Annotated in this window: 18 protein-coding genes; 9 read left to right on the forward strand and 9 right to left on the reverse strand. The window is 71.9% G+C overall.

Going from position 1 to position 19,294, the window contains the following annotated elements; all coding sequences use genetic code 11:
• The first annotated feature begins 68 nt into the window (after nt 1–68).
• On the forward strand, nt 69–1,475 hold the full coding sequence (locus FLV34_RS10005) for a glycoside hydrolase family 6 protein (RefSeq protein ID WP_147942957.1): 1,407 nt from the start codon (nt 69–71) through the stop codon (nt 1,473–1,475).
• Nucleotides 1,476–1,644: 169 nt separating this feature from the next.
• Here the strand turns inward: FLV34_RS10005 and FLV34_RS10010 are convergent, their stop codons facing one another.
• From FLV34_RS10010 to FLV34_RS10025, 4 genes are all read right to left on the reverse strand, one after another.
• Nucleotides 1,645–2,715 carry a histone-like nucleoid-structuring protein Lsr2 gene (locus tag FLV34_RS10010; protein WP_147942958.1) on the reverse strand — a complete coding sequence of 357 codons (1,071 nt, stop codon included), beginning with the start codon at nt 2,713–2,715 and terminating at the stop codon, nt 1,645–1,647.
• A 261-nt stretch (nt 2,716–2,976) separates the two neighbouring features.
• Nucleotides 2,977–3,849 carry a PhzF family phenazine biosynthesis protein gene (locus FLV34_RS10015; RefSeq protein ID WP_142646144.1) on the reverse strand — a complete coding sequence of 291 codons (873 nt, stop codon included), beginning with the start codon at nt 3,847–3,849 and terminating at the stop codon, nt 2,977–2,979.
• 225 nt (nt 3,850–4,074) lie between these two features.
• Nucleotides 4,075–6,513, reverse strand: a complete 2,439-nt coding sequence (gene ligA / locus FLV34_RS10020) for an NAD-dependent DNA ligase LigA (protein ID WP_261985722.1) — start codon at nt 6,511–6,513, stop codon at nt 4,075–4,077.
• Nucleotides 6,514–6,787: 274 nt separating this feature from the next.
• Complete coding sequence (locus FLV34_RS10025; protein WP_142646146.1) at nt 6,788–7,792, reverse strand: methionine synthase; 1,005 nt, start codon at nt 7,790–7,792, stop codon at nt 6,788–6,790.
• Nucleotides 7,793–7,811: 19 nt separating this feature from the next.
• Here FLV34_RS10025 and FLV34_RS10030 point away from each other — a divergent pair, with 19 nt between their 5' ends.
• On the forward strand, nt 7,812–8,444 hold the full coding sequence (locus FLV34_RS10030; RefSeq protein WP_142646148.1) for an MBL fold metallo-hydrolase: 633 nt from the start codon (nt 7,812–7,814) through the stop codon (nt 8,442–8,444).
• Nucleotides 8,445–8,446: 2 nt separating this feature from the next.
• Here the strand turns inward: FLV34_RS10030 and mnmA are convergent, their stop codons facing one another.
• Complete coding sequence (gene mnmA / locus FLV34_RS10035) at nt 8,447–9,532, reverse strand: tRNA 2-thiouridine(34) synthase MnmA (RefSeq protein ID WP_147942959.1); 1,086 nt, start codon at nt 9,530–9,532, stop codon at nt 8,447–8,449.
• 76 nt (nt 9,533–9,608) lie between these two features.
• Between mnmA and FLV34_RS10040 the strand changes: the two genes are divergently transcribed.
• The 3 genes from FLV34_RS10040 (at nt 9,609) to FLV34_RS10050 (ending at nt 12,255) form a co-directional block, all read left to right on the forward strand.
• Entirely contained in the window at nt 9,609–10,649 is a 1,041-nt protein-coding gene (locus FLV34_RS10040; RefSeq protein WP_142646152.1) for a DUF695 domain-containing protein, read from the forward strand.
• A 134-nt stretch (nt 10,650–10,783) separates the two neighbouring features.
• The gene (locus FLV34_RS10045) at nt 10,784–11,704 is read left to right on the forward strand and encodes a Rieske 2Fe-2S domain-containing protein (protein WP_142646154.1); all 921 of its coding nucleotides are present in this window, start codon (nt 10,784–10,786) and stop codon (nt 11,702–11,704) included.
• Nucleotides 11,701–12,255, forward strand: a complete 555-nt coding sequence (locus tag FLV34_RS10050) for a hemerythrin domain-containing protein (protein WP_168065708.1) — start codon at nt 11,701–11,703, stop codon at nt 12,253–12,255. Before FLV34_RS10045 ends, FLV34_RS10050 begins: the two co-directional genes overlap by 4 nt.
• A 10-nt stretch (nt 12,256–12,265) precedes the next feature.
• Here the strand turns inward: FLV34_RS10050 and FLV34_RS10055 are convergent, their stop codons facing one another.
• The gene (locus FLV34_RS10055) at nt 12,266–12,547 is read right to left on the reverse strand and encodes a LysR family substrate-binding domain-containing protein (protein WP_260617152.1); all 282 of its coding nucleotides are present in this window, start codon (nt 12,545–12,547) and stop codon (nt 12,266–12,268) included.
• 21 nt (nt 12,548–12,568) lie between these two features.
• Here FLV34_RS10055 and FLV34_RS10060 point away from each other — a divergent pair, with 21 nt between their 5' ends.
• A complete protein-coding gene (locus FLV34_RS10060) occupies nt 12,569–12,967 on the forward strand; it encodes a RidA family protein (RefSeq protein ID WP_142646158.1) in 399 nt (132 codons plus the stop codon).
• 88 nt (nt 12,968–13,055) lie between these two features.
• Here the strand turns inward: FLV34_RS10060 and FLV34_RS10065 are convergent, their stop codons facing one another.
• Nucleotides 13,056–14,210 carry a cysteine desulfurase family protein gene (locus FLV34_RS10065; protein ID WP_142646160.1) on the reverse strand — a complete coding sequence of 385 codons (1,155 nt, stop codon included), beginning with the start codon at nt 14,208–14,210 and terminating at the stop codon, nt 13,056–13,058.
• A gap of 103 nt (nt 14,211–14,313) precedes the next feature.
• Here FLV34_RS10065 and FLV34_RS10070 point away from each other — a divergent pair, with 103 nt between their 5' ends.
• The 3 genes from FLV34_RS10070 to FLV34_RS10080 all read left to right on the forward strand — a co-directional run bounded on the left by FLV34_RS10070 (nt 14,314) and on the right by FLV34_RS10080 (nt 17,389).
• On the forward strand, nt 14,314–14,805 hold the full coding sequence (locus FLV34_RS10070; RefSeq protein ID WP_142646162.1) for a TetR/AcrR family transcriptional regulator: 492 nt from the start codon (nt 14,314–14,316) through the stop codon (nt 14,803–14,805).
• A gap of 138 nt (nt 14,806–14,943) precedes the next feature.
• Nucleotides 14,944–16,170 (forward strand): MFS transporter, encoded by a 1,227-nt coding sequence (locus FLV34_RS10075; RefSeq protein WP_147942960.1) that lies wholly within the window; start codon nt 14,944–14,946, stop codon nt 16,168–16,170.
• 196 nt (nt 16,171–16,366) lie between these two features.
• Nucleotides 16,367–17,389: a zinc-dependent alcohol dehydrogenase family protein gene (locus FLV34_RS10080; protein ID WP_142646166.1), complete on the forward strand. Its 1,023-nt coding sequence runs from the start codon at nt 16,367–16,369 to the stop codon at nt 17,387–17,389.
• 54 nt (nt 17,390–17,443) lie between these two features.
• Here FLV34_RS10080 and FLV34_RS10085 read toward each other — a convergent pair whose 3' ends face one another.
• Complete coding sequence (locus FLV34_RS10085) at nt 17,444–18,397, reverse strand: electron transfer flavoprotein subunit alpha/FixB family protein (protein ID WP_142646168.1); 954 nt, start codon at nt 18,395–18,397, stop codon at nt 17,444–17,446.
• A gap of 11 nt (nt 18,398–18,408) precedes the next feature.
• Nucleotides 18,409–19,188 carry an electron transfer flavoprotein subunit beta/FixA family protein gene (locus FLV34_RS10090; RefSeq protein WP_142646170.1) on the reverse strand — a complete coding sequence of 260 codons (780 nt, stop codon included), beginning with the start codon at nt 19,186–19,188 and terminating at the stop codon, nt 18,409–18,411.
• Nucleotides 19,189–19,294: the final 106 nt, after the last annotated feature.

The following is a 19,294-nucleotide window of genomic DNA, read 5'->3' on the forward strand; positions in this document are numbered from 1 at the left end:
CCGCTGTCTGCTCCCTACCATCCAGAGACATGTGGGAGCGCTCCCACTCTACCGGACGGAGTATTTCCATGTCTCGCAGATTGACGGCAGCTGTACTCACAGCGGTCGCCACGGCCGCGGTGGGAGCGTCCGTGCTCACCTCCTCCGCCGCGCAAGCCGCCGACTCCGAGTTCTACGTCGACCCGACGACCAACGCGGCCAAGTGGGTGGCCGCCAACCCCGGTGACAGCCGCACCCCGGTGATCAGGGACCGCATCGCCGCCGTCCCGCAGGGCCGATGGTTCGCCAGCTACAACCCCTCGACCGTACGCAGCCAGGTCGACGCGTACGTCGGAGCCGCCGCCTCCGCCGGCAAGATCCCGATCATGGTCGTGTACGAGATGCCGAACCGCGACTGCGGCGGCGCGAGCGCGGGCGGCGCGCCCGACCACTCGTCGTACCGCGCCTGGATCGATCAGGTCGCCGCGGGGCTCGGTGGGCGGCCCGCCTACATCATCCTGGAGCCCGACGCCCTGGCGATCATGCCGAACTGCATGAACTCCTCGCAGCAGGCCGAGGTCCAGGCCTCCATGGCGTACGCCGGGAAGAAGTTCAAGGCCACCTCCCCGAACGTCAAGGTCTTCTTCGACGCGGGGAACGACGCCTGGGTGGGCGCCTCCGACATGGCCAACCGGCTGCGCGGCGCCGACATCGCCAACAGCGCGGACGGCATCGCCCTCAACGTCTCCAACTACCGCTTCACCTCGGGCGCTGTCTCCTACGCCAAGAGCGTCATCTCGGCCACCGGCTACTCCTGGCTGAAGGCCGTGATCGACACCAGCCGCAACGGCAACGGCCCGGTCGGCACCGAGTGGTGTGACCCGGCCGGCCGCGCCACCGGGACCTGGAGCACCACGAACACCGGCGACTCGGCGATCGCCGCCTTCCTCTGGGTCAAGCCTCCGGGCGAGTCCGACGGCTGCATCGCCCCCGCGGGGCAGTTCGTGCCTCAGCGGGCCTACGACCTGGCGATAGCCGCCCCGTACACCCCCTCGCCGTCTCCGTCGCCGTCGCCGACCCGGTCGCCGTCGCCCTCCCCGTCCCCGTCCCCGTCGCCGTCCCCCTCGCCGTCCCCGTCGCCGTCTCCGTCGCCGTCTCCTTCTCCGTCGGCCTCGCCGACCTTCCCCGGCAACGGCGGCTGCACGGCGACCTACAAGGTCATCAGCTCGTGGCAGGGCGGCTTCCAGGGTGAGATCACCGTGACCAACGCGGGATCTTCGGCGATCAACAACTGGACCGTGAGCTGGACGATGCCCGGCGGGCAGTCCATCACCCAGTCGTGGAACGCCAACCTGACCGGCAGCACCAATGTCACGGCCTCGAACCTGAGCTGGAACGGCAACCTCGCCCCCGGCGCGAGCACCGCGTTCGGCTTCCTCGGCAGCTCCAGCGGGACCCCGTCCACCCCGTCTCCGCTGGTCTGCACCACGGCCTGATCCCCGCCGCATAGTCCAGCCGCATAGTCCAGGCGTGCCGTACGGACTCCCCACCCGTACGGCACGCCTTCGTGGGTTCCGTGTCCAGGCCGCCGTCTCCCAAGGCGCCGGGGGCCGGGCACGCGTTGCTGACGCGTCGGCTCGGCTCCTGGCCGGACCTACAGGCGGGTCATTCCTCGTGGGCGCGCTCGTAGGCGAGCCGGATCTCGGGGCGGAGCCTGCCGCGATCGGACACGTCCAGGCCGTTGTTCCGGGCCCATCTCCGGATCTCCGCTGTCGTCGGGCCGTTGCTCGCGGACGGCGTGTGCCGCCGAAGGTCCGGAGCCTGCGCATCGGTCGCGGACGGCGTGTGCCGCCGAAGGTCCGAAGCCGGCGTCTCAGAAGCCGGCCGCCGCGATGGGCCCGCCCCCGGCGTCTCGTACGCCTCGCCGTCTTCCGCAGGCATGATGGCCAGCGCGTACGCGGCGGCCAGGAAGCGATAGGTCCATTCCTCGGCGAGTTTCCTGGTCTCGCAGAACACGATCGGGACACCGGGGAAGGTCACTTGCAGTTCGGCGATGCCGTCGGCCACCACCGCGGGCCGGACACGGTCGAGTTTGAACACCTCCGAGTAGCGGTCCTCGACCACGACGGCGGCGCGCGGCAGCGCGGCCAACTCGGTGAGCTGGAATTTCAACCGTGAGTTGAGGAGGCTGGCCACGAGGTCGGGCAGGCTCTTGCGCTCGACGGCGGCCCATACCCGGCCGTCTCTCTCGACCGCGTAGTCACCGGCGGGCAGGCGGCGCTTGTCGATCTGGACCTGCTGCGAGGCGAAGCGGTAACCGTACCGCTCACCACTGTCCACGACGATCGGCAGAGCGGCGATGCCGGAGGCCCGCGCGGTCGGAGTGCGGACGCCCGGCCTGGCCTGCTTGCGCACCCGGGCCGTCTGCCAGAAGATCGCGTCCCGCCCCCGGGCGGTGGTGTAGACGATCTGCGACCGGTTCTCCCTGCCGCGGTCGAGAACCAGGTCGATCGCGGCGCCCCGCCGTACGCACTGGCGGACCGGCACGCGCTCGATCACCTCCGGCTCGGCCGGCCACTCGTCATCGCCGGCCGGGTAGCAGTAGATCGCCCTCTCGCGGGGCCATGTCCCGCCCGCGCGCAGCACCAGACCCGCCGCGCCCAACGGCACGCGAATCAGGTACGGCAGGCGGGAGTCGGGGTCTGGATTGCGGACGATGACGAAGTCACGCTGCACGCCTGCATTCTCCCTGCTCCGCCGCCCTCCTCCAGGCCTCCTTCACAATCCGCAGGAACGTCCCCGGCGGCCCACGGCGGAACGAAGCCTGAACGGTTGAGTCTCGGACGACTCGGCGGGATCACCGGCGACGGTCCCACCGATCGCCGCGGCGTCCCAGTCACGCCGAACCATGCCACCGCTTCGCCGTGGGCCGGATGGGCTTCGTCCGCGAGGGCTGCCACCGGTTCGCGGCCGCAGTCTTCCGGGGGCATGCGCAGATCAGTCGCCGGCCGGAACAGGCACCGCGGCGCCGGACACCCGAACCCTGGTGTCCCCGTCCCGCAACTCCACCCGCAGCAGGCCGGGCCGTCCCATGTCCACACCCTGGTGCAGGGTCAGCACGGCGCCGGGACCGGCCTTGCCGAGCTCCCGCAGGTACGCGCCGAAAGCGGCCGCGGCGGCCCCGGTGGCCGGGTCCTCCACGATCCCGCCGACGGGGAACGGATCACGCACCTGGAAGGTGTCCGCCGACTCGCGCCACACCAGTTGCAGGGTGATGAGATCCCGTTCGGTCATGTAGCGCGCCAGCCCCGGGAAGTCGTAGTCCAGATCGGCCAGGCGCTCGCGGGTGGCGGCGGCCAGGACGAGATGGCGCGACCCGGCGTACGCGATCCGCGGGGGCAGCTCGGGATCGAGCTCGTCGATCCGCCACCTCAGCGCGTCGAGCGCCTGTGCCACGTCGTCCTCGCCGACCGGCTCGACGTACGGATCCACACTGGTCAGCGTCGCCCACAGCACGCCGTCGTCGTCCGCCGCCACGTCGACGGGTACGGTTCCCGCCTTCGTCTCGAAGACCAGGCCACCCGGGCCGATCCGCTCGGCCAGCGCGACCGCGGACGCCACCGTGGCGTGCCCGCAGAACGGCACCTCCCGCTTCGGGCTGAAATAACGGACGGCGAACGTCCGGCCGGCCTCGGTGAGACGCGCGGGAGCCTCGCTCAGAAAGGCCGTCTCCGGGTGGCCCACCTCTGCGGCGACGGCGAGCATGTCCGCGTCGTCCAGACCTGCGGCGTCGAGCACCACTCCGGCCATGTTGCCGCCGGCGGGATCGGTGGTGAAGGCCGCGTAGTGCATGACTTCGGCTATCGGCATCGCAGAACTCGGCATGTCTCGGCCAACGGCAGAGCAGTTGGCCATGTTCCCCTGAGTGATGGCGTTGAACTGCCTCTCGGGGAGTGCCTGGACACACCGGAACGGTGATCCTCAAGGCGAGGCCGGTCGTCCAGGTGCCCGCGAGGCCCGGATCCGGAGGACGCCCCTCGGTCCCGTCGGCCCTGCCTCAGTGGCTCTACAAGGTGCGGCTCAATAAGGTGCGGCTCACTCCTCGGGGGTGAGGGCGACGGCGCGGGCGGCGTCGGGGCCCTTGTCGAGGAGGACGTGGAAGCCCTCCTCGTTGAGGATCGGGACGCCGGCCTTGACCGCCTTGTCGTACTTCGAGCCGGGGTTGTCACCCACCACCAGGAAGCTCGTCTTCTTCGACACCGACGAGGTGACCTTGCCGCCCCTGGCGCTGATGGCCTCGCTCGCCTCGTCGCGGCTGAAGTCCGACAGCGTGCCGGTGACGACGAAGGTGAGCCCCTCCAGCGGACGCGGGCCCTCGTCCTCGGGCGACTCGTCGGCCATCCGGACCCCTGCGGCCCGCCACTTCTCGATGATCTCCTGGTGCCAGTCGACCGCGAACCACTCCTTGATGGTCGCGGCGACCCTCGGGCCGATGCCCTCGACCGCCGCCAGCTCCTCCTCGGACGCGTTGGCGATGGCGTCGATCGAGCGGAACTCCGCGGCGAGCGCGCGGGCCGTGGGCGGGCCGACGTGCCGGATCGACAGCGCCACGAGCACCCGCCACAGCGGCTGGTCCTTCTTCTCCTGCAGTTGCTGGAGGATCAGCTCGGCGTTCTTGCTCGGCTCGCCGGAGACGGTGGCGAACAGCGCGACGACCTTCGGCTCGCCGGTCTCCGGGTCGGTCTTCGGCAGGCCCGTGTCGGGGTCGCGGACAACCGTCCTGATCGGCAGCATTTTCTCGATGGTCAGGTCGAACAGGTCGGCCTCCGTGCGGAGCGGCGGCTCCTGCGGCGGCAGCGGCTGGGTCAGCGCGGTCGCCGCGACATAGCCCAGCCCTTCGATGTCGAACGCGTTGCGCCCGGCGGCGAAGTAAACCCGCTCACGAAGCTGCGCGGGGCAGGAGCGGGCGTTCGGGCAGCGCAGGTCGGCGTCGCCCTCGCGCTCGCGGGCCAACTCGGTGCCGCACTCGGGGCAGTGCGTGGGCATCACGAACTCCCGCTCGTTGCCCTGCCGCAGCTCCACAACGGGCCCGACGATCTCGGGGATGACGTCGCCCGCCTTGCGCAGCACCACGGTGTCGCCGATCAGCACACCCTTGCGCGCCACCTCCGCGGCGTTGTGCAGCGTCGCGCGCTCCACGGTGGACCCGGCCACCGTCACCGGCTTCATCACGCCGAACGGCGTGACCCGGCCCGTCCGGCCCACCCCGACCTGAATGTCGAGGAGCTTGGTGGTGACCTCCTCGGGCGGGTATTTGAACGCGATCGCCCAGCGCGGGGCCCGGCTGGTGGACCCGAGCTGCCGCTGAACGGCAATACGGTCGATCTTGACCACCACACCGTCGATCTCGTACTCCGGATCGTGGCGGTGCTCGTCGTAGTAGGCGATGAACTCGCGGATCTCGTCGAGGCTCTTGACCACCTTGTAGCGGTCGCTGACGGGGAGCCCGAACTCACGCAGCCGCTCGTAGACGGCCGACTGGGTGGCGGGCAGCGGACCGTCGCCCTCCCACTTGCCGACGCCGTGCACGATCATCCGCAGCGGGCGCTGCGCGGTGACCCGCGGGTCCTTCTGCCGCAGCGATCCGGCCGCGGAGTTGCGCGGGTTGGCGAACGGCGGTTTGCCCGCGTCCATGAGCTGCTCGTTGAGCTTCTTGAAGCCCTCGACCGGCAGGAAGACCTCGCCACGCACCTCCAGCAGGTCGGGCACGTCGTCTCCGCGCAGCCGGTGCGGCACGTCGGCGAGCGTGCGGATGTTGGGGGTGACGTCCTCGCCGGTGCGCCCGTCGCCCCGGGTCGCGCCGCGCACCAGGCGGCCCTTCTCGTACACCAGGGCCACGGCCAGGCCGTCGATCTTCAGCTCGCACAGGTAGGGCCCGGGGTCGGCCTCGATCAGCCGCTCCGCCCTGGCCTGCCAGGCGGCGAGGTCGGCGTCGTTGAAGGCGTTGTCGAGGCTCTCCATCCGCGTGAGATGGGTGACGGGGGCGAAGTCGGTGGAGATCTGCGCTCCCACCTTCTGCGTGGGCGAGTCGGGCGTGCGCAGGTCGGGATAGGCCTCTTCCAGCGCCCGGATCTCCCGCATCCAGCGGTCGTATTCGGCGTCGCTCACCGTCGGCGAGTCGAGCACGTAGTAGCGCCAGTTGGCTTCCTCGATCAGCTCGGCGAGCTCGGCGTGCCGCTCCCGTGCCTCGGCCGGCGCGCTCTGTCTCTCTCCGCCGGCGCTCGATGCTTCCCCGCTCGCGCTCTGCGCCTCTCCGGTGGCGCCCTGTGTCTCCCTAGTGGCGCTCTGTGGTTCCCCGCTGGCGCTCTGTGGTTCCCCGCTGGCGCTCTGTGGTTCCCCGCTGGCGCTCTCGGCGGCGTTCGTCACGCGCTCGACCTTGCGTGCGGCCTCCGCGTGCCCGTTCGCCGTGTCTCCGGACGCGTCCCCGGGCGCGACGCCGTCGAACCCGCCAGCCTCGTCAGCCCTGTCGGTCACGTCGCACGTCTCCCCTCGTCAGACACCCAGGGCAACCGTATCTCCGGCGACCGACAGTGCGCGATGGGCAGTGCGCGATGGGCAGTGCGCGATGGGCAGGGGGCGGGAGCCGCACCGAGGACGTGGGCGACTCCCGCCGGACCGCTCGCCGAGGTGCCGCTCCAGACCCCGCGGCCCCTCGCTGCAAGAGCGATCGAGAATTACGGTAGACCGCTTGCAGCCCACTTTCATTCCCTTTTGTCCGCTGTACTCGGACCGGTCGCCACCGCCGACGTCACTCGCCGGGGTCCTCCCGGAGCACCCGGGCCGCGTCCCGGCACCGGGCCAGCGCCGCCTTGGCGTACGCGGGCGAGGCCCCGGCCAGGCCGCAGGCGGGGGTGAGCACGACCTGCTCGGCGAGCCGGGCGGGCGGGAAGCCGAGCCGCCGCCACAGCTCCACCGCCGGCTTGGCCACCACCCCGACATCGGCGAGCCGGGTGTCGATCCCCGGCACGACGCCGAGGAACATCGCGAGCCCCTTCTCGATCGTCTCCCCGATGTGGTCCTCGTCGCGACGGCGCAGCAGCGCGGCGTCCACGGACACGCCCCGCGCCCCCGCCGTACGGATGACCTCGTACGGCACGTCCGGCGCGCAGCAGTGCACGACGGGAAAGGCCGGCGCGAGCGCGGACAGCACGGCCTTCAGCCGCTCGGCCGCGATCGGGGACTCGACGGCGGGCAGCCGCCCGAAGCCCGACGCGGTCGGCACCGTGCCCGCGAGCACCCCGGGCAGCCCCGGCTCGTCGATCTGGACGACGACGTCGGCTCCCGGAATCCGCCGCCGCACGTCCGCAACGTGCTGCGCCAGCCCCTCGGCCAGCGACTCGGTCAGGTCGCGTACGGCTCCCGCGTCGGCGAGCACCTTGTCGCCATGCCTGAGCTCGATCGCCCCGGCCAGCGTCAACGGCCCGCACGCCTGGATCTTGAACGGCCCCTCGTAGCCCTGGGAGACCTCCTCCAGCCCGTCGAGGTCGCGAACGAGATGGTCTCTGGCCCGCTTGAAATCCCGCCCCGGCCGGTCGGTGAGCCGCCAGCCGGACGGCTGCACCTCGACGGGCAGCTCGACCAGCAGCGACGCCGTACGGCCGATCATGTCGGCGCCGACGCCACGGGCGGGCAGCTCGGGCAGGTAGGGCATGGGCAGCTCGCCGAAGGCCGTTCTGACCGCCTCCAGGTGGTCCTCGCCCGGATAGGACCCCACCCCTGTTGCCGTGGCCTCGCTCCACGGATACTCGCTCACGGTGACTAGCTTATGGATTATGAAACTCACCAAACTCGGTCACGCGTGCTGGCGGCTGGAGAAGGACGGGCGGACCCTCGTCATCGACCCCGGCTCGTTCAGCGGTCAAGGGCTCCTCGACGGCGCGGACGCCGTGCTGATCACTCACGAGCACTTCGACCACGTGGACGTCAACCTGTTCAAGAACGCGAGCCCTGACCTGGAGGTGTACACCTGCCAGGCCGTCGCCGACCAGCTCGGTCAGGTCCCGGGCAAGGTCCAGGTGGTCACCCATGGGGACGCCTTCGACACGGCGGGATTCCATGTGCGGGCGGTCGGCGAGTGGCACGCGGTCAACCTGCCCGACGTCCCGCCCGTGCAGAACGTCGGTTTCTTCGTGGACGACGAGGTGTTCTATCCCGGTGACGCGCTCACGCCTCCGGGCGCGGACGTGCCCACGCTGCTCGTGCCGACCAACGCGCCGTGGCTGAAGGGCGCGGAGATGATCATGTATCTGCGCTACGTCCGGCCCGCGCGGGCGTACTCGACCCACGACGGGCTCGTCAACGACATCGGCGCGACGCTGATCGACAACTGGCTCGGCATGGAGGCCGGCCGGCAGAAGGCCGACTTCCGCCGGATCCCCGTCGGGGAGTCCGTCGAGATCTCCTGAGCTCAGACGGCCGAGGCGATCGTGGCGGAGCCGATGACGGCATCCCCGTCATACAGAACGGCCCCCTGCCCCGCCGCGACGCCGGTCGCCGGGCGGTCGAGCTGGATGTGCAGCTCGCCGCCGGACACCTGGGCACGGCAGCCGTACACCTCGCCGTGCGCCCGAAGCTGCACCGTGCAGGTGATCGGGGCGAGCGGCTCCGGCAGCCGCCCGTTCCACACCGGCCGCTCCCCCACGATGGAGGTCACCTCCAGGGAGGAACGCGGCCCGACGGTGACCGTGTTGGACACCGGCTCGATCGACAGCACGTAACGGGGCCTGCCGTCGGCGGCCGGCTGGTCGATGTGCAGGCCCTTGCGCTGCCCGATCGTGAAGCCGTACGCCCCCTGGTGGCTGCCGACCACCCGGCCGGTGAGCGCGTCGACGATCGGCCCCTCGGCCGCGCCGAGCCGCTCGGCGAGGAACGCCCGGGTGTCGCCGTCGGCGATGAAGCAGATGTCGTGGCTGTCGGGCTTGTCGGCGACGGTCAGCCCGCGCCGCGCCGCCTCCTCGCGCACCTGCGCCTTGGTCGAGCCGCCCAGCGGGAAGATCGCGTGCGCGAGCTGCTCGCGGGTGAGCACGCCCAGCACGTACGACTGGTCCTTGGCGTCGTCGACGCTGCGCCGCAGCACGCCGTCCTCCAGCCGCGCGTGGTGGCCGGTGGCGACGGCGTCGAAGCCGAGCGCGAGCGCCCGGTCGAGCACCGCCTCGAACTTGATCTTCTCGTTGCAGCGCAGGCAGGGGTTGGGGGTGCGCCCGGCGGCGTACTCGCTGACGAAGTCGTCGACCACGTCGCGATGGAAGCGTTCCGCCATGTCCCACACGTAGAAGGGGATGCCGATGACGTCGGCCGCCCGGCGCGCGTCGCGGGCGTCCTCCAGGGTGCAGCACCCGCGCGCGCCGGTGCGATAGGACTGCGGGTTGGACGACAGCGCCAGATGGACGCCGGTCACGTCGTGCCCCGCCTCGGCGATCCGAGCGGCGGCCACCGCGGAGTCGACCCCGCCGGACATGGCCGCGAGGACGCGAAGCTTTCGTGTGGAACCCATAACAGTTCGAGGTTACCGCCCGCGGAGCCGCGCCCGCGTTGGCATCGGGGCGGGCGGGCTGGGAGGATGCGGGGTCATGCGACTGTTCGGGCGCAAGAGCGAGTCCGCCGACCCCGCCGAGGCCATCGCGGCCTTCTGGACCTGGTGGGACGAGGCACGTCCCCAGATCGACGCGCACGTCGAGGCGGAGGACCCCGAGGCCCTGTTCGAGATGATCGGCCCCGCCGTCACCGCCCTTCACCCCTCCCTCGTCTGGGAGATCGCTCCCGGCCGCATGGCCGTGAACGCCCTGGTCGTCAGCGCGTCGAACGACCCGGAGCTGCGGCCGTTCGCCCACCGGTGGGCCCTGGCCGCGCCGCCCGCGGACGCGATGTGGGAGTTCTATCCGTCGCGGCAGGCGAACCCGCAGGCCGCCGATCTGACGGTCGACGTCGGCGGGCGGGAGTTCGGGCTCGACCGGCTGGTGGTGGCCTTGCGCGTGCCGCCGGGCTCGCCGCGCGTGGACGTCACCGCGTTCCACCCGATCTTCCCCGACGTGGACGACGACACCCGGACGGAGGCGGCCTTCCTCGCGCTCGACTGGCTGCTGGGCGAGGACGAGGTGGCCCGCTGGGTCGGCGAGATCGTGGCCGCCGAGTTCGAGCCGATCGACGCGCTCCCCGCGATCCACCTGCCCTCGGTCGTCGCCGAGGTGGCGGAGGAGTTCAAGGAGGAGCAGTGGGCGCTCCTCGAAGGCCGCACCGCCACCGGCGGACGGCTGACCGCGACCGCCCGCTATCCCCTCAGGCCGGTCGACTTCCCGCTGTTCGACCAGCACATCACCGTCACCCTGCCCTACCGGGAGGCCGACGGCGACGGGCTGCCGGCAGGGGCCTCCCTGGACGCGCTGGGCGAGTTCGAGGAGCGGCTGAACGAACGGCTGGCCGCGCTCGGCTCGGCCGTCCTGGTGGCCCACCTGAGCGCCGACCGCAGCCGGGTGATGCACCTCTACGCCGACCCCGCGGCGGCCGTGCCGTCCGTCGTCGAGGAGGTCGCCGCCGGGTGGAAGGAGGGGCGCGCCCACGTCGACGTGGCCGAGGACCCCTCCTGGAGCGCGGTGGCCCACTTCCTGACCTGAACCGGGAATAGAGCGCGTTTCACGCCATAACGGGCGGGCACCCCGCGATAAGACGCGACGCGCGGGCGAGCGCCCGCGTTCCGCCCGTTCCCCGCAGGCTGCGGGGCCGATCCGGCGAGGGATTGGGGTCGGACATGGCTCAGCGCACACTGGACCGGTTGCTGAACGCGATCGAAGGCGACGGCCGCCTCGACCGGCCCGGTCATCGGCTGGAACAAGGCCTCGGCTTCGCCGAGAACCTTCTCGGGGTCACCCAAGGCCGCGCCCGCGGCCTCCTGCACGGCGTCTGGCTGGGGCACCCGCTCCACCCGGCGCTCACCGACATCCCGATCGGGTCCTGGACGACGGCGCTGGTCCTGGACCTCACCGGGCAGAAGCGCGCGGCGCGCACGGCCGTGGGAGTCGGCATCGCGGGTGCGCTGGCCGCGATGGCGACCGGCCTGCACGACTGGCAGTACACGCACGACAACGCCCGGCGCATCGGCATGGTCCACGGCGCGCTCAACACGGTCGCCCTCGGCCTGTACGGCTGGTCGTGGCTGCAGCGGGGCCGGGGACACCACCTGCGGGGACGGCTCGCCACCCTGCTCGGCTATCCCCTGATCATGGCCAGCGGGTTCCTGGGCGGCACGCTCGTCTTCCGCCACCGGATCGGGGTCGACCAGAGCGTCGGGCAGCACGAACCACGTCGCTTCACCCGCGTGCTGGCCGAGCGCGACCTGGCCGACGGCAGCCCCCGCCGGGTGCGGGCGGGCGACGTGGAGGTCGTCCTGGTCCGCGCGGACGGCCGCATCCACGCCCTGGAGAACGCCTGCCCGCACCTGCGCGGCCCGCTGTCGGACGGCTGGCTCCGGGACGGCGCCCTCACCTGTCCCTGGCACGGCAGCCAGTTCGAGCTGTCCAGCGGGGAGAGCCTGAACGGCCCGGCCACCGCACCGGCGCCGTGCTTCCAGACCCGCGTACGCCACGGGTGGATCGAGGTGCGCCGCGCGCCGGTCGTGGCCACCGCGCCGCCCGGCAGCGCGCTGGTCCACCAGCAGGAGGTGCAGCCGTGAGGAGAAGGTCATCGGCGCTCACGGAGGTGCGTGAGGCGCCCTCCCTGCAGGAGCGGAAGACGGCGACGCGGGTGCTCGTGGAGCACCACGAGGTGCTGCGCGGCCTCCTGCGGGAGCTGGCGGAGACGCCGCGCTCCGAGCCCGGACGGCGGCGGGCGCTCACCGACGAGCTGTTCGACGAGCTGTGGATGCACGAACGGATCGAGGAGGACGTCTTCTATCCCGCCGTGCGCGACATCACTCCGGCCATCGCGGCGGCGTGGTCCGAGCACCGCCAACTCACCGACCAGCTCGCGGCGCTCGTGCGGGCCGACCCGAGCAGCGAGCGGTTCGACCGGGAGCTGGGCGTGCTGCACGACGTGCTGGTGTCACACGCCCACCTGGACGAGGAACTCCGGATGTTCCCCGAGGTCGAGCGCTTCGCGGACGAGGAACTGCTCGTCGACGTGGGCGACAGCCTCCAGACCCGCCTGGACCAACTGCGCTCGTCACAGCGCATCCGCGCGTTCCTCCGCCTGGAGCGGGCGCTGCTGCGCCGTACGGCCCGATAGCCGGGCGTGATCACGGGTCGGCCTCGCTCCGGCCGGTCGGGATTTCGCCGCGGGCGACCTCGAGGAATCTTGTGACCAGGGGGTTCCGGTCGTCGCGACGCCAGGCCGCCGCGACGGCGGTGCGTGCGTCGTTCGGCTCGATCCGGCGGTAGGCGACACCTTTGAGGCGGATCCGGCGGATGCTCGCCGGGGCGAGCGACACTCCCAGTCCTGCCTCGACGAGCGCGCAGACCGTCTGCCATTCGATCGCCTGCCGGCCGAGGCGGGGTTCGAAACCCGCGCTGCGGCACACGTCGAGGATACCGAGCGACGCATGATCATGAGTGGATCCACCTTCGAAGAGGAGATCGGCTACGCGCGGGCGGTGATCGACGGCGACTGGGTGCACGTGTCCGGGACGACCGGGTTCGACTACGCGACCATGACGATCTCCGCCGACGTGGTCGAGCAGGCCGAGCAGTGCCTGCGCAACGTCGAATCGGCGCTGGCCGAGGCGGGTTGCTCGTTCGCCGACGTCGTCCGGGTCAGATATCTGCTGCCCGACCGTGCGGACTTCGCGCCGTGCTGGCCGACCCTGCGCCGCTGCTTCGGCGACGTCCGCCCAGCCGCGACGATGCTCGTGTGCGGACTCTCCGATCCCCGCATGAAGTTCGAGATGGAGGTCTGCGCACGACGGCCCGCAGCGCCGAGGCCCGCGGCCGCTGCTCGCTGACCGGCGGGACGAACGCCCCGCGAGTCGCCTCGTACGCGCTGCCGGGGAAGCCGTCGAGGCGCGGGCATCAAGGGACGATCAGGGCGGGTTATGACAGGCCGGCGCGGCGGGCGCGCTCGACCACGTGCCCGATGACCCCCGCGACCCGGTCGACGTCCTCCTTCACCGAGGTGTGACCGAGGGAGAAACGCAGCGAGCCGCGGGCGCGCGCGCCGTCCTGGCCCATGGCGAGCAACACGTGGGACGGCTGGGCGACCCCGGCCGAGCAGGCCGAGCCCGTGGAGCACTCGACGCCCTTGGCGTCGAGCAGCATGAGCAGGGCGTCCCCCTCGCAGCCGGGGAACGAGAAGTGGGCGTTGCCGGGCAGCCGGTTCACCGGGTCGCCGTTCAGCACGACGTCGGGCACGGCCAGCCGTACGCGCTCGATCAGGTCGTCGCGCAGCGCCGACAGCCGCTCGGCCGTGGCGGGCTGCCGCGCGACGGCCGTCTCGACCGCCGTGGCGAACCCGGCGATGGCCGGCGCGTCCAGGGTGCCGGAGCGGATGTCGCGCTCCTGCCCGCCGCCGTGCAGGACGGGCACCGGATCGACGCCCCGGGCCAGCAGCAGCGCCCCGACGCCCACGGGACCGCCGACCTTGTGACCGGAGACGGTCATGGCGTCCACGCCGGACTCGGCGAACGACACCGGGAGCTGGCCGACCGCCTGCACCGCGTCGGTGTGGAAGGGGATGCCGTATTCGTGGGCGATGCCGGCCAGCACGCGCACCGGCTGCACGGTGCCCACCTCGTTGTTGGCCCACATGACGCTCACCAGGGCCACGTCGTCCGGGTCGCGGGCGATGGCCTCGCGCAGCGTCTCCGGATGCACCCGGCCCCGCTCGTCCACCTCCAGCAGCTCGACCCGGGCGCCGTGGTTGTCGCCGAGCCAGTGGGCGGGATCGAGGGCGGCGTGGTGCTCGACCGAGCTGATGAGGATCCTGGGCCGCTTCCTCGCCCAGAACAGGCCCTTGATGGCGAGGTTGTCGGCCTCGGTGCCGCCGGCCGTGAACACGACCTCGCTGGGCCGGGCGCCGAGCGCGCACGCGATCGTCTCGCGCGACTCCTCGACGACCCGGCGGGCCCGGCGGCCCGCCGCGTGCAGGGACGAGGGATTGCCGACCTGACCGAGCTGGGCGGTCATCGCCTCGATCGCCTCGGGCAGCATCGGCGTGGTCGAGGCATGGTCCAGATAAGCAGCTCCCACGACCCCTCCCAAACACGTGATCCAGCCCACCAAGCGTATCCGGGCGGGCGGAGATCCCGGGCACGAGTCGCAACTTAACCGTCCAGACGGTACAGTAGACGCCGTGAGGAGAGATGAACTGCTGGACGCGGCCGAGGGCCTGCTGCAGGATCAGGGCGCCCAGGCCCTGACCCTGGCGGCGGTGGCCGAGCGCGCCGGGGTCAGCAAGGGCGGTCTCCTCTATCACTTCGCGAGCAAGGACGCGCTCGTCAAAGGCATGATCGAGCGCCTGATCGCCGACTTCGACGCCCTCATCGAGGCGCAGTCGGAGAGCACCTACACCCGGGCGTACGTCGCCGCGACGTTCGAGGCCCTGGAGACCGGCCGGCTGCGACGATGGGCCGTGGTGACGGGCGCGGCCGGCGACCCCGAACTGCTCGCGCCGCTGCGCGGGGCGATGAACCGCTGGATGCGGCAGGGCCTGGAGGACGAGCCCGACCCCCTGACCTCTCAGGTCGTACGGCTGGCCTGTGAGGGCGTCTGGGAGGTCGCCACCCACTGCGCGGGGATCATCGACTACACCGCGATCCGCGCCAAGCTGCTCGCCCTGTTGTAACGCGCCGCTCGCGGCTCTCTGACCTTCACCTGGTGGTCGCCCTTCCTTCCGGCTCTGCCGTGAAAGGGCGACCTGCTGGTGTCTGCCCGTAAATCCGGGCCTGGAAACCCACTTGACTCACCTGGAAAGGAAGCTGTGATGACCCGCGCTTTGAGGAAGGCCCGTCACGGGGCAGTCCTCACCTTCGTCCTGGCCGGCCTGATGTGCGGAACCTTCACCGTGCGCCTCCCCGCCCTGGCCGACCGGCTCCACCTGCCGGAGTCGGCCGTCGGGCTCACCCTGCTGAGCTGGGGGATCGGCGCGCTGCTCACCATGCAGCTCATGCGCGTCGTGCTGGCCAGGATCGGCAGCCGTGGCGTCCTGCGCGCGGCCGCTCCCCTGTGCGCGGCGTCACTGGTCCTCGTCGCGTTCGCGCCGTCCTTCCCCGTGCTGGCCCTGGCCGCCGCCCTGTTCGGCATGGCGTTCGGCGCGGTCGACGTCGGCATGAACGCCCAGGGCTCGGCCGTCGAGCGCGCGTACGGCCGGCCGGTCATGAGCGGCATGCACGCGGGATGGTGCGTCGGCGCGATCTCGGCGGGCCTGGTCGGCACGGCGGCCATCGCCCTGGGGCTGTCCCTCACCGCCCACATCCTGGTCGTCGCCCTGCTCTCGGTGCCGGCGGCGCTGGCGCTCGGCCGCATGCACCTGCCCGACCCGGCGCCCGAGGCGGGCGAGGCGGGCCGGTCCTCGTCCCGGCCCCGGCGCAGGCTGCCCGGAGTCGTCTACCTGCTGGGCGCGGTCACCTTCGCCGGGTTCATGGCGGAGGGCGTCGTCGCCGACTGGAACGGCCTCTACCTGATGGACACGCTGCACGCCTCCGAGGCGGTCGCCGCGCTCGGCTACCCGGTGTTCGAGGCGGGCATGCTGCTCGCGCGCCTGGCCGGCGACCGGCTGCGCGGCCGCTACGGCGCCCGCGGGCTGATCATGTTCTCCGGCGCCGCCACCGCGCTCGCGTTCCTCGCGGTCATCGCCGCGCCGGTCACCATGGCCGCCGTGGCCGGGCTGTTCTTCATCGGGCTGTCGGTGGCGACGATCTCGCCGATGGCGCTGTCTCTGGCGGGGACCGCGACCCGCGAGCCCGGCCCGGCGATCGCCCAGGCGAGCGCGATGGGCTACGCGGGCCTGCTGCTCGGGCCCGTGGTCATCGGCTTCCTGTCCAGCGCGGCCTCGCTGCGGGTCGCGATGGGCGTGGCGGTCGTCCTCGGCGTCGTCATCGCCGTGGCCGCACGGCTCCTGCCCGCGTCGCGTACGGAGATCATCCCGCTGCCGGTGCGGCCGGCGCGCGAGGAGACGGACGAGGAGGTGCGCCTCCGCGCGGCGGCCTGACGCCCACGGCCCGCGCACCGCACCTCCACACCGCACCCTCGCACTCACATCTCCACACCGCGCCTCCACCACCGGGCCAGGGGTTTTACCCGGACGGCGGGCCATGACCCCGGCCCGGTGGGCATTGGAGATGCCAGGGCGCTTTTCCGCCGGAAGGCGCGGGCCGCCGGGAAGGACTCGCGAAGGAGTGCACGAGATGCGAGCCGTAGTGATGTACGCCCCCGGGGACGTCCGGGTGGAGCAGCGCGAGGACCCGGAGATCCTCGCGCCGACCGACGCGATCATCCGGCTGCCCGCGACCTGCGTCTGCGGCTCGGACCTGTGGCCCTACCGCGGCGTCGAGAAGCGCGACGGGCCGGTCCCGATGGGCCACGAGTACGCCGGCGTGGTCGAGGAGATCGGCGACGAGGTCACGTCGGTCGAGCCGGGCCAGTTCGTGGTCGGCTCGTTCTTCGCCTCCGACAACACCTGCGAGATCTGCCGGGCCGGCTACCAGTCCCGCTGCGTCAACGCGGTGCCGATGGCCTCCATCGGCACGCAGGCGCAGCGGGCCCGCGTTCCCCTGGCCGACGGCACCCTGGTCGCCACCCCCGGCATGCCCCGGGCGGACCTGATCCCGGATCTGCTGGCCGCCTCCGACGTGCTGGGCACCGGCTGGTTCGCGGCGGTCGCCGCGGAAGCGGGCCCCGGCAAGACCGTCGCGGTCGTCGGCGACGGCGCCGTCGGCCTGCTCGGCGTGCTGGCCGCCAAGCAGCTCGGCGCGGAGCGGATCGTCGCCTTCAGCCGGCACGCCGACCGGCAGAGGCTCGCCGTCGAGTTCGGCGCCACCGACATCGTCACCGAACGCGGCGACGAGGGCGTGGCCAAGATCAAGGAAATGACCGGCGGGCTGGGCGCGCACTCGGTCATCGAAGCGGTCGGCACCCAGGAGTCGATGATGCAGGCCGTCCGCTCCACTCGCCCCGGCGGGCACATCGGCTACGTCGGGGTCGCCCACGGCGTCGCGCTGCCCGGCCTGGAGCTGTTCTACGCCGCCGTGCACCTGCACGGCGGCCCGGCCCCGGTGCGCCGTTTCCTGCCCGACCTCATCCGGCTGATCTGGGACCGCACGATCAGGCCCGGCAGGGTCTTCGACCTCGAACTGCCGCTGGAGCAGGCCGCCGAAGGCTACCGGGCCATGGACGAGCGCCGGGCCGTCAAGGTGCTGCTGCGCCCCTGAGAACGGCCGGCTTCCGGCCCGTGCCGCGCGTTCACACGGCACGGGCCGGGCGCGTCACTTGCGCTTCTCGATCTCCTCGGTGAGCTGCGGGACGACCTGGAACAGGTCGCCCACGACACCGAAGTCGGCGATCTCGAACAGGGGCGCCTCGGCGTCCTTGTTGATCACGACGATGGTCTTGGAGGTCTGCATGCCGGCCCGGTGCTGGATGGCTCCGGAGATGCCGGCCGCGATGTAGAGCTGCGGGGAGACGGTCTTGCCCGTCTGCCCGACCTGGAACTGGTGCGGATACCAGCCCGCGTCGGTCGCGGCCCGCGAGGCGCCCACCGCCGCGCCGAGCGCGTCGGCGAGCTTCTCGATGATCGCGAAGTTCTCGCCCGAGCCCACGCCCCGGCCGCCGGAGACCACGATCGCGGCCTCGGTCAGCTCCGGACGGGCGCCCTTCTCCTGGACGACCCGCTCGACGATCCTGGCCGCGCGGGCGGCGTCCGACAGCGCGACCTCCACCTTCTCCTCGGCGCCGGCCGCGGGGGCGGCGACGGGGGCGGTGCTGTTCGGGCGGACCGTGATGATCGGCGTGCCCTTGGTCACGCGGCTGTGGACGTTGACGCCGCCGCCGAAGATGGACTGCTCGGCGACGAAGCCCTCGCCGACGCCCACCGCGTCGGAGATCACACCGGAGTCCGTCTTGATCGCCAGGCGGCCGGCGATCTCCTTGCCCTCACCGGTCGCGGCGACGAAGACGGCTGCCGGGGACCGCTCGGTCACCAGGTGCGCCAGCACCTCGGCCTTGGGGGCCGCCACGTAGTCGCCGATCTCGTCGGCGTTCGCCACGTAGATCTTCTCGGCGCCATACTCGGCGAGCCTGGCCTTCGCGGCGTCGGAGTAGCCGGGGCCTGCCCACACGGCGGCGGGGGTGCCCAGCGACCGGGCCAGGGTCAGCAGTTCGAGGGTGACCTTCTTGACGTCACCGTCGACGTGCTCGACGAGAACCAGAATCTCACTCATCACGGGGCCCCTCAGATGAACTTCTTCGACGCGAGGAACTCGGCGGCCTTGGCTCCGCCGTCGCCCTCATCCTTGATCACGGTGCCCGCGGCACGCGGCGGGGCGGCGGCGAAGTCCACGACCTCGCTCCAGGAGTTCGCGAGGCCCACCTGGTCGGCCGCGATCTCCGCGTCGGCGACCCCGAGGGTCTCGACCGGCTTCTTCTTGGCGGCCATGATGCCCTTGAACGACGGGTAGCGCGGCTCGTTGATCTTCTCGACCACCGACACGACGGCCGGCAGCGACGCCTCGACCTTGTCGTAGCCGTAGTCGGTGATCCGCTCGACCCGGATGGCCGTGCCCTCGACCTCGACCTTGCGGGCGAGCGTGAGCTGCGGCGCGCCGAGCCGCTCGGCCAGCATCGCGGCGAGCATGCCGGTGCGGGCGTCGGTCGACTCCGACCCCAGGATGACCAGGTCGAAGCCGATCTTCTTCAGTGCCTGGGAGATGGCGTAGGAGGTGCCCAGGGCGTCCGACCCGTGCAGCGCGTCGTCGTGCAGGTGCACCGCCTTGTCGGCGCCCATCGCCAGGGCCTTGCGGATGGTCTCGGTCGCCTTGGCGGGGCCCATGCTGAGGACGGTGACCTCGCCTCCATGGGCCTCCTTGAGCCGCAGCGCCTCCTCGACCGCGTACTCGTCGAGCTCGTTCACGACGCCGTCGGCGGCGTCGCGGTCGAGCGTCTTGTCATCGGACCTCAGCTTGCGCTCGGTCGCCGTGTCGGGGACCTGCTTCACGCAGACGACGATGTTCATGGCCGGTGGCCGACCTCCCCTTTCCGTACGGCTGACGCCGCGGTTCTCGGTACGTGGCGCGGGGTACGCGCACGTGATGCAAGACTGCCAGGTGCTAGCGGGCGCG

This window comes from Microbispora sp. CSR-4, from assembly GCF_008033685.1.
Classification (GTDB): domain Bacteria; phylum Actinomycetota; class Actinomycetes; order Streptosporangiales; family Streptosporangiaceae; genus Microbispora.

What these genes read in the sequence shown, in the direction of transcription:
- FLV34_RS10015 (WP_142646144.1), bottom strand. Translation starts at nt 3,849, where the DNA reads ATGCCGATAGCCGAAGTCATGCACTACGCGGCCTTCACCACCGATCCC.
- FLV34_RS10090 (WP_142646170.1), bottom strand. Translation starts at nt 19,188, where the DNA reads ATGAACATCGTCGTCTGCGTGAAGCAGGTCCCCGACACGGCGACCGAG.
- FLV34_RS10080 (WP_142646166.1), top strand. Translation starts at nt 16,367, where the DNA reads ATGCGAGCCGTAGTGATGTACGCCCCCGGGGACGTCCGGGTGGAGCAG.
- FLV34_RS10075 (WP_147942960.1), top strand. Translation starts at nt 14,944, where the DNA reads ATGACCCGCGCTTTGAGGAAGGCCCGTCACGGGGCAGTCCTCACCTTC.
- FLV34_RS10045 (WP_142646154.1), top strand. Translation starts at nt 10,784, where the DNA reads ATGGCTCAGCGCACACTGGACCGGTTGCTGAACGCGATCGAAGGCGAC.
- FLV34_RS10005 (WP_147942957.1), top strand. Translation starts at nt 69, where the DNA reads ATGTCTCGCAGATTGACGGCAGCTGTACTCACAGCGGTCGCCACGGCC.
- FLV34_RS10085 (WP_142646168.1), bottom strand. Translation starts at nt 18,397, where the DNA reads ATGAGTGAGATTCTGGTTCTCGTCGAGCACGTCGACGGTGACGTCAAG.
- FLV34_RS10040 (WP_142646152.1), top strand. Translation starts at nt 9,609, where the DNA reads ATGCGACTGTTCGGGCGCAAGAGCGAGTCCGCCGACCCCGCCGAGGCC.
- FLV34_RS10060 (WP_142646158.1), top strand. Translation starts at nt 12,569, where the DNA reads ATGATCATGAGTGGATCCACCTTCGAAGAGGAGATCGGCTACGCGCGG.
- mnmA (WP_147942959.1), bottom strand. Translation starts at nt 9,532, where the DNA reads ATGGGTTCCACACGAAAGCTTCGCGTCCTCGCGGCCATGTCCGGCGGG.
- FLV34_RS10030 (WP_142646148.1), top strand. Translation starts at nt 7,812, where the DNA reads ATGAAACTCACCAAACTCGGTCACGCGTGCTGGCGGCTGGAGAAGGAC.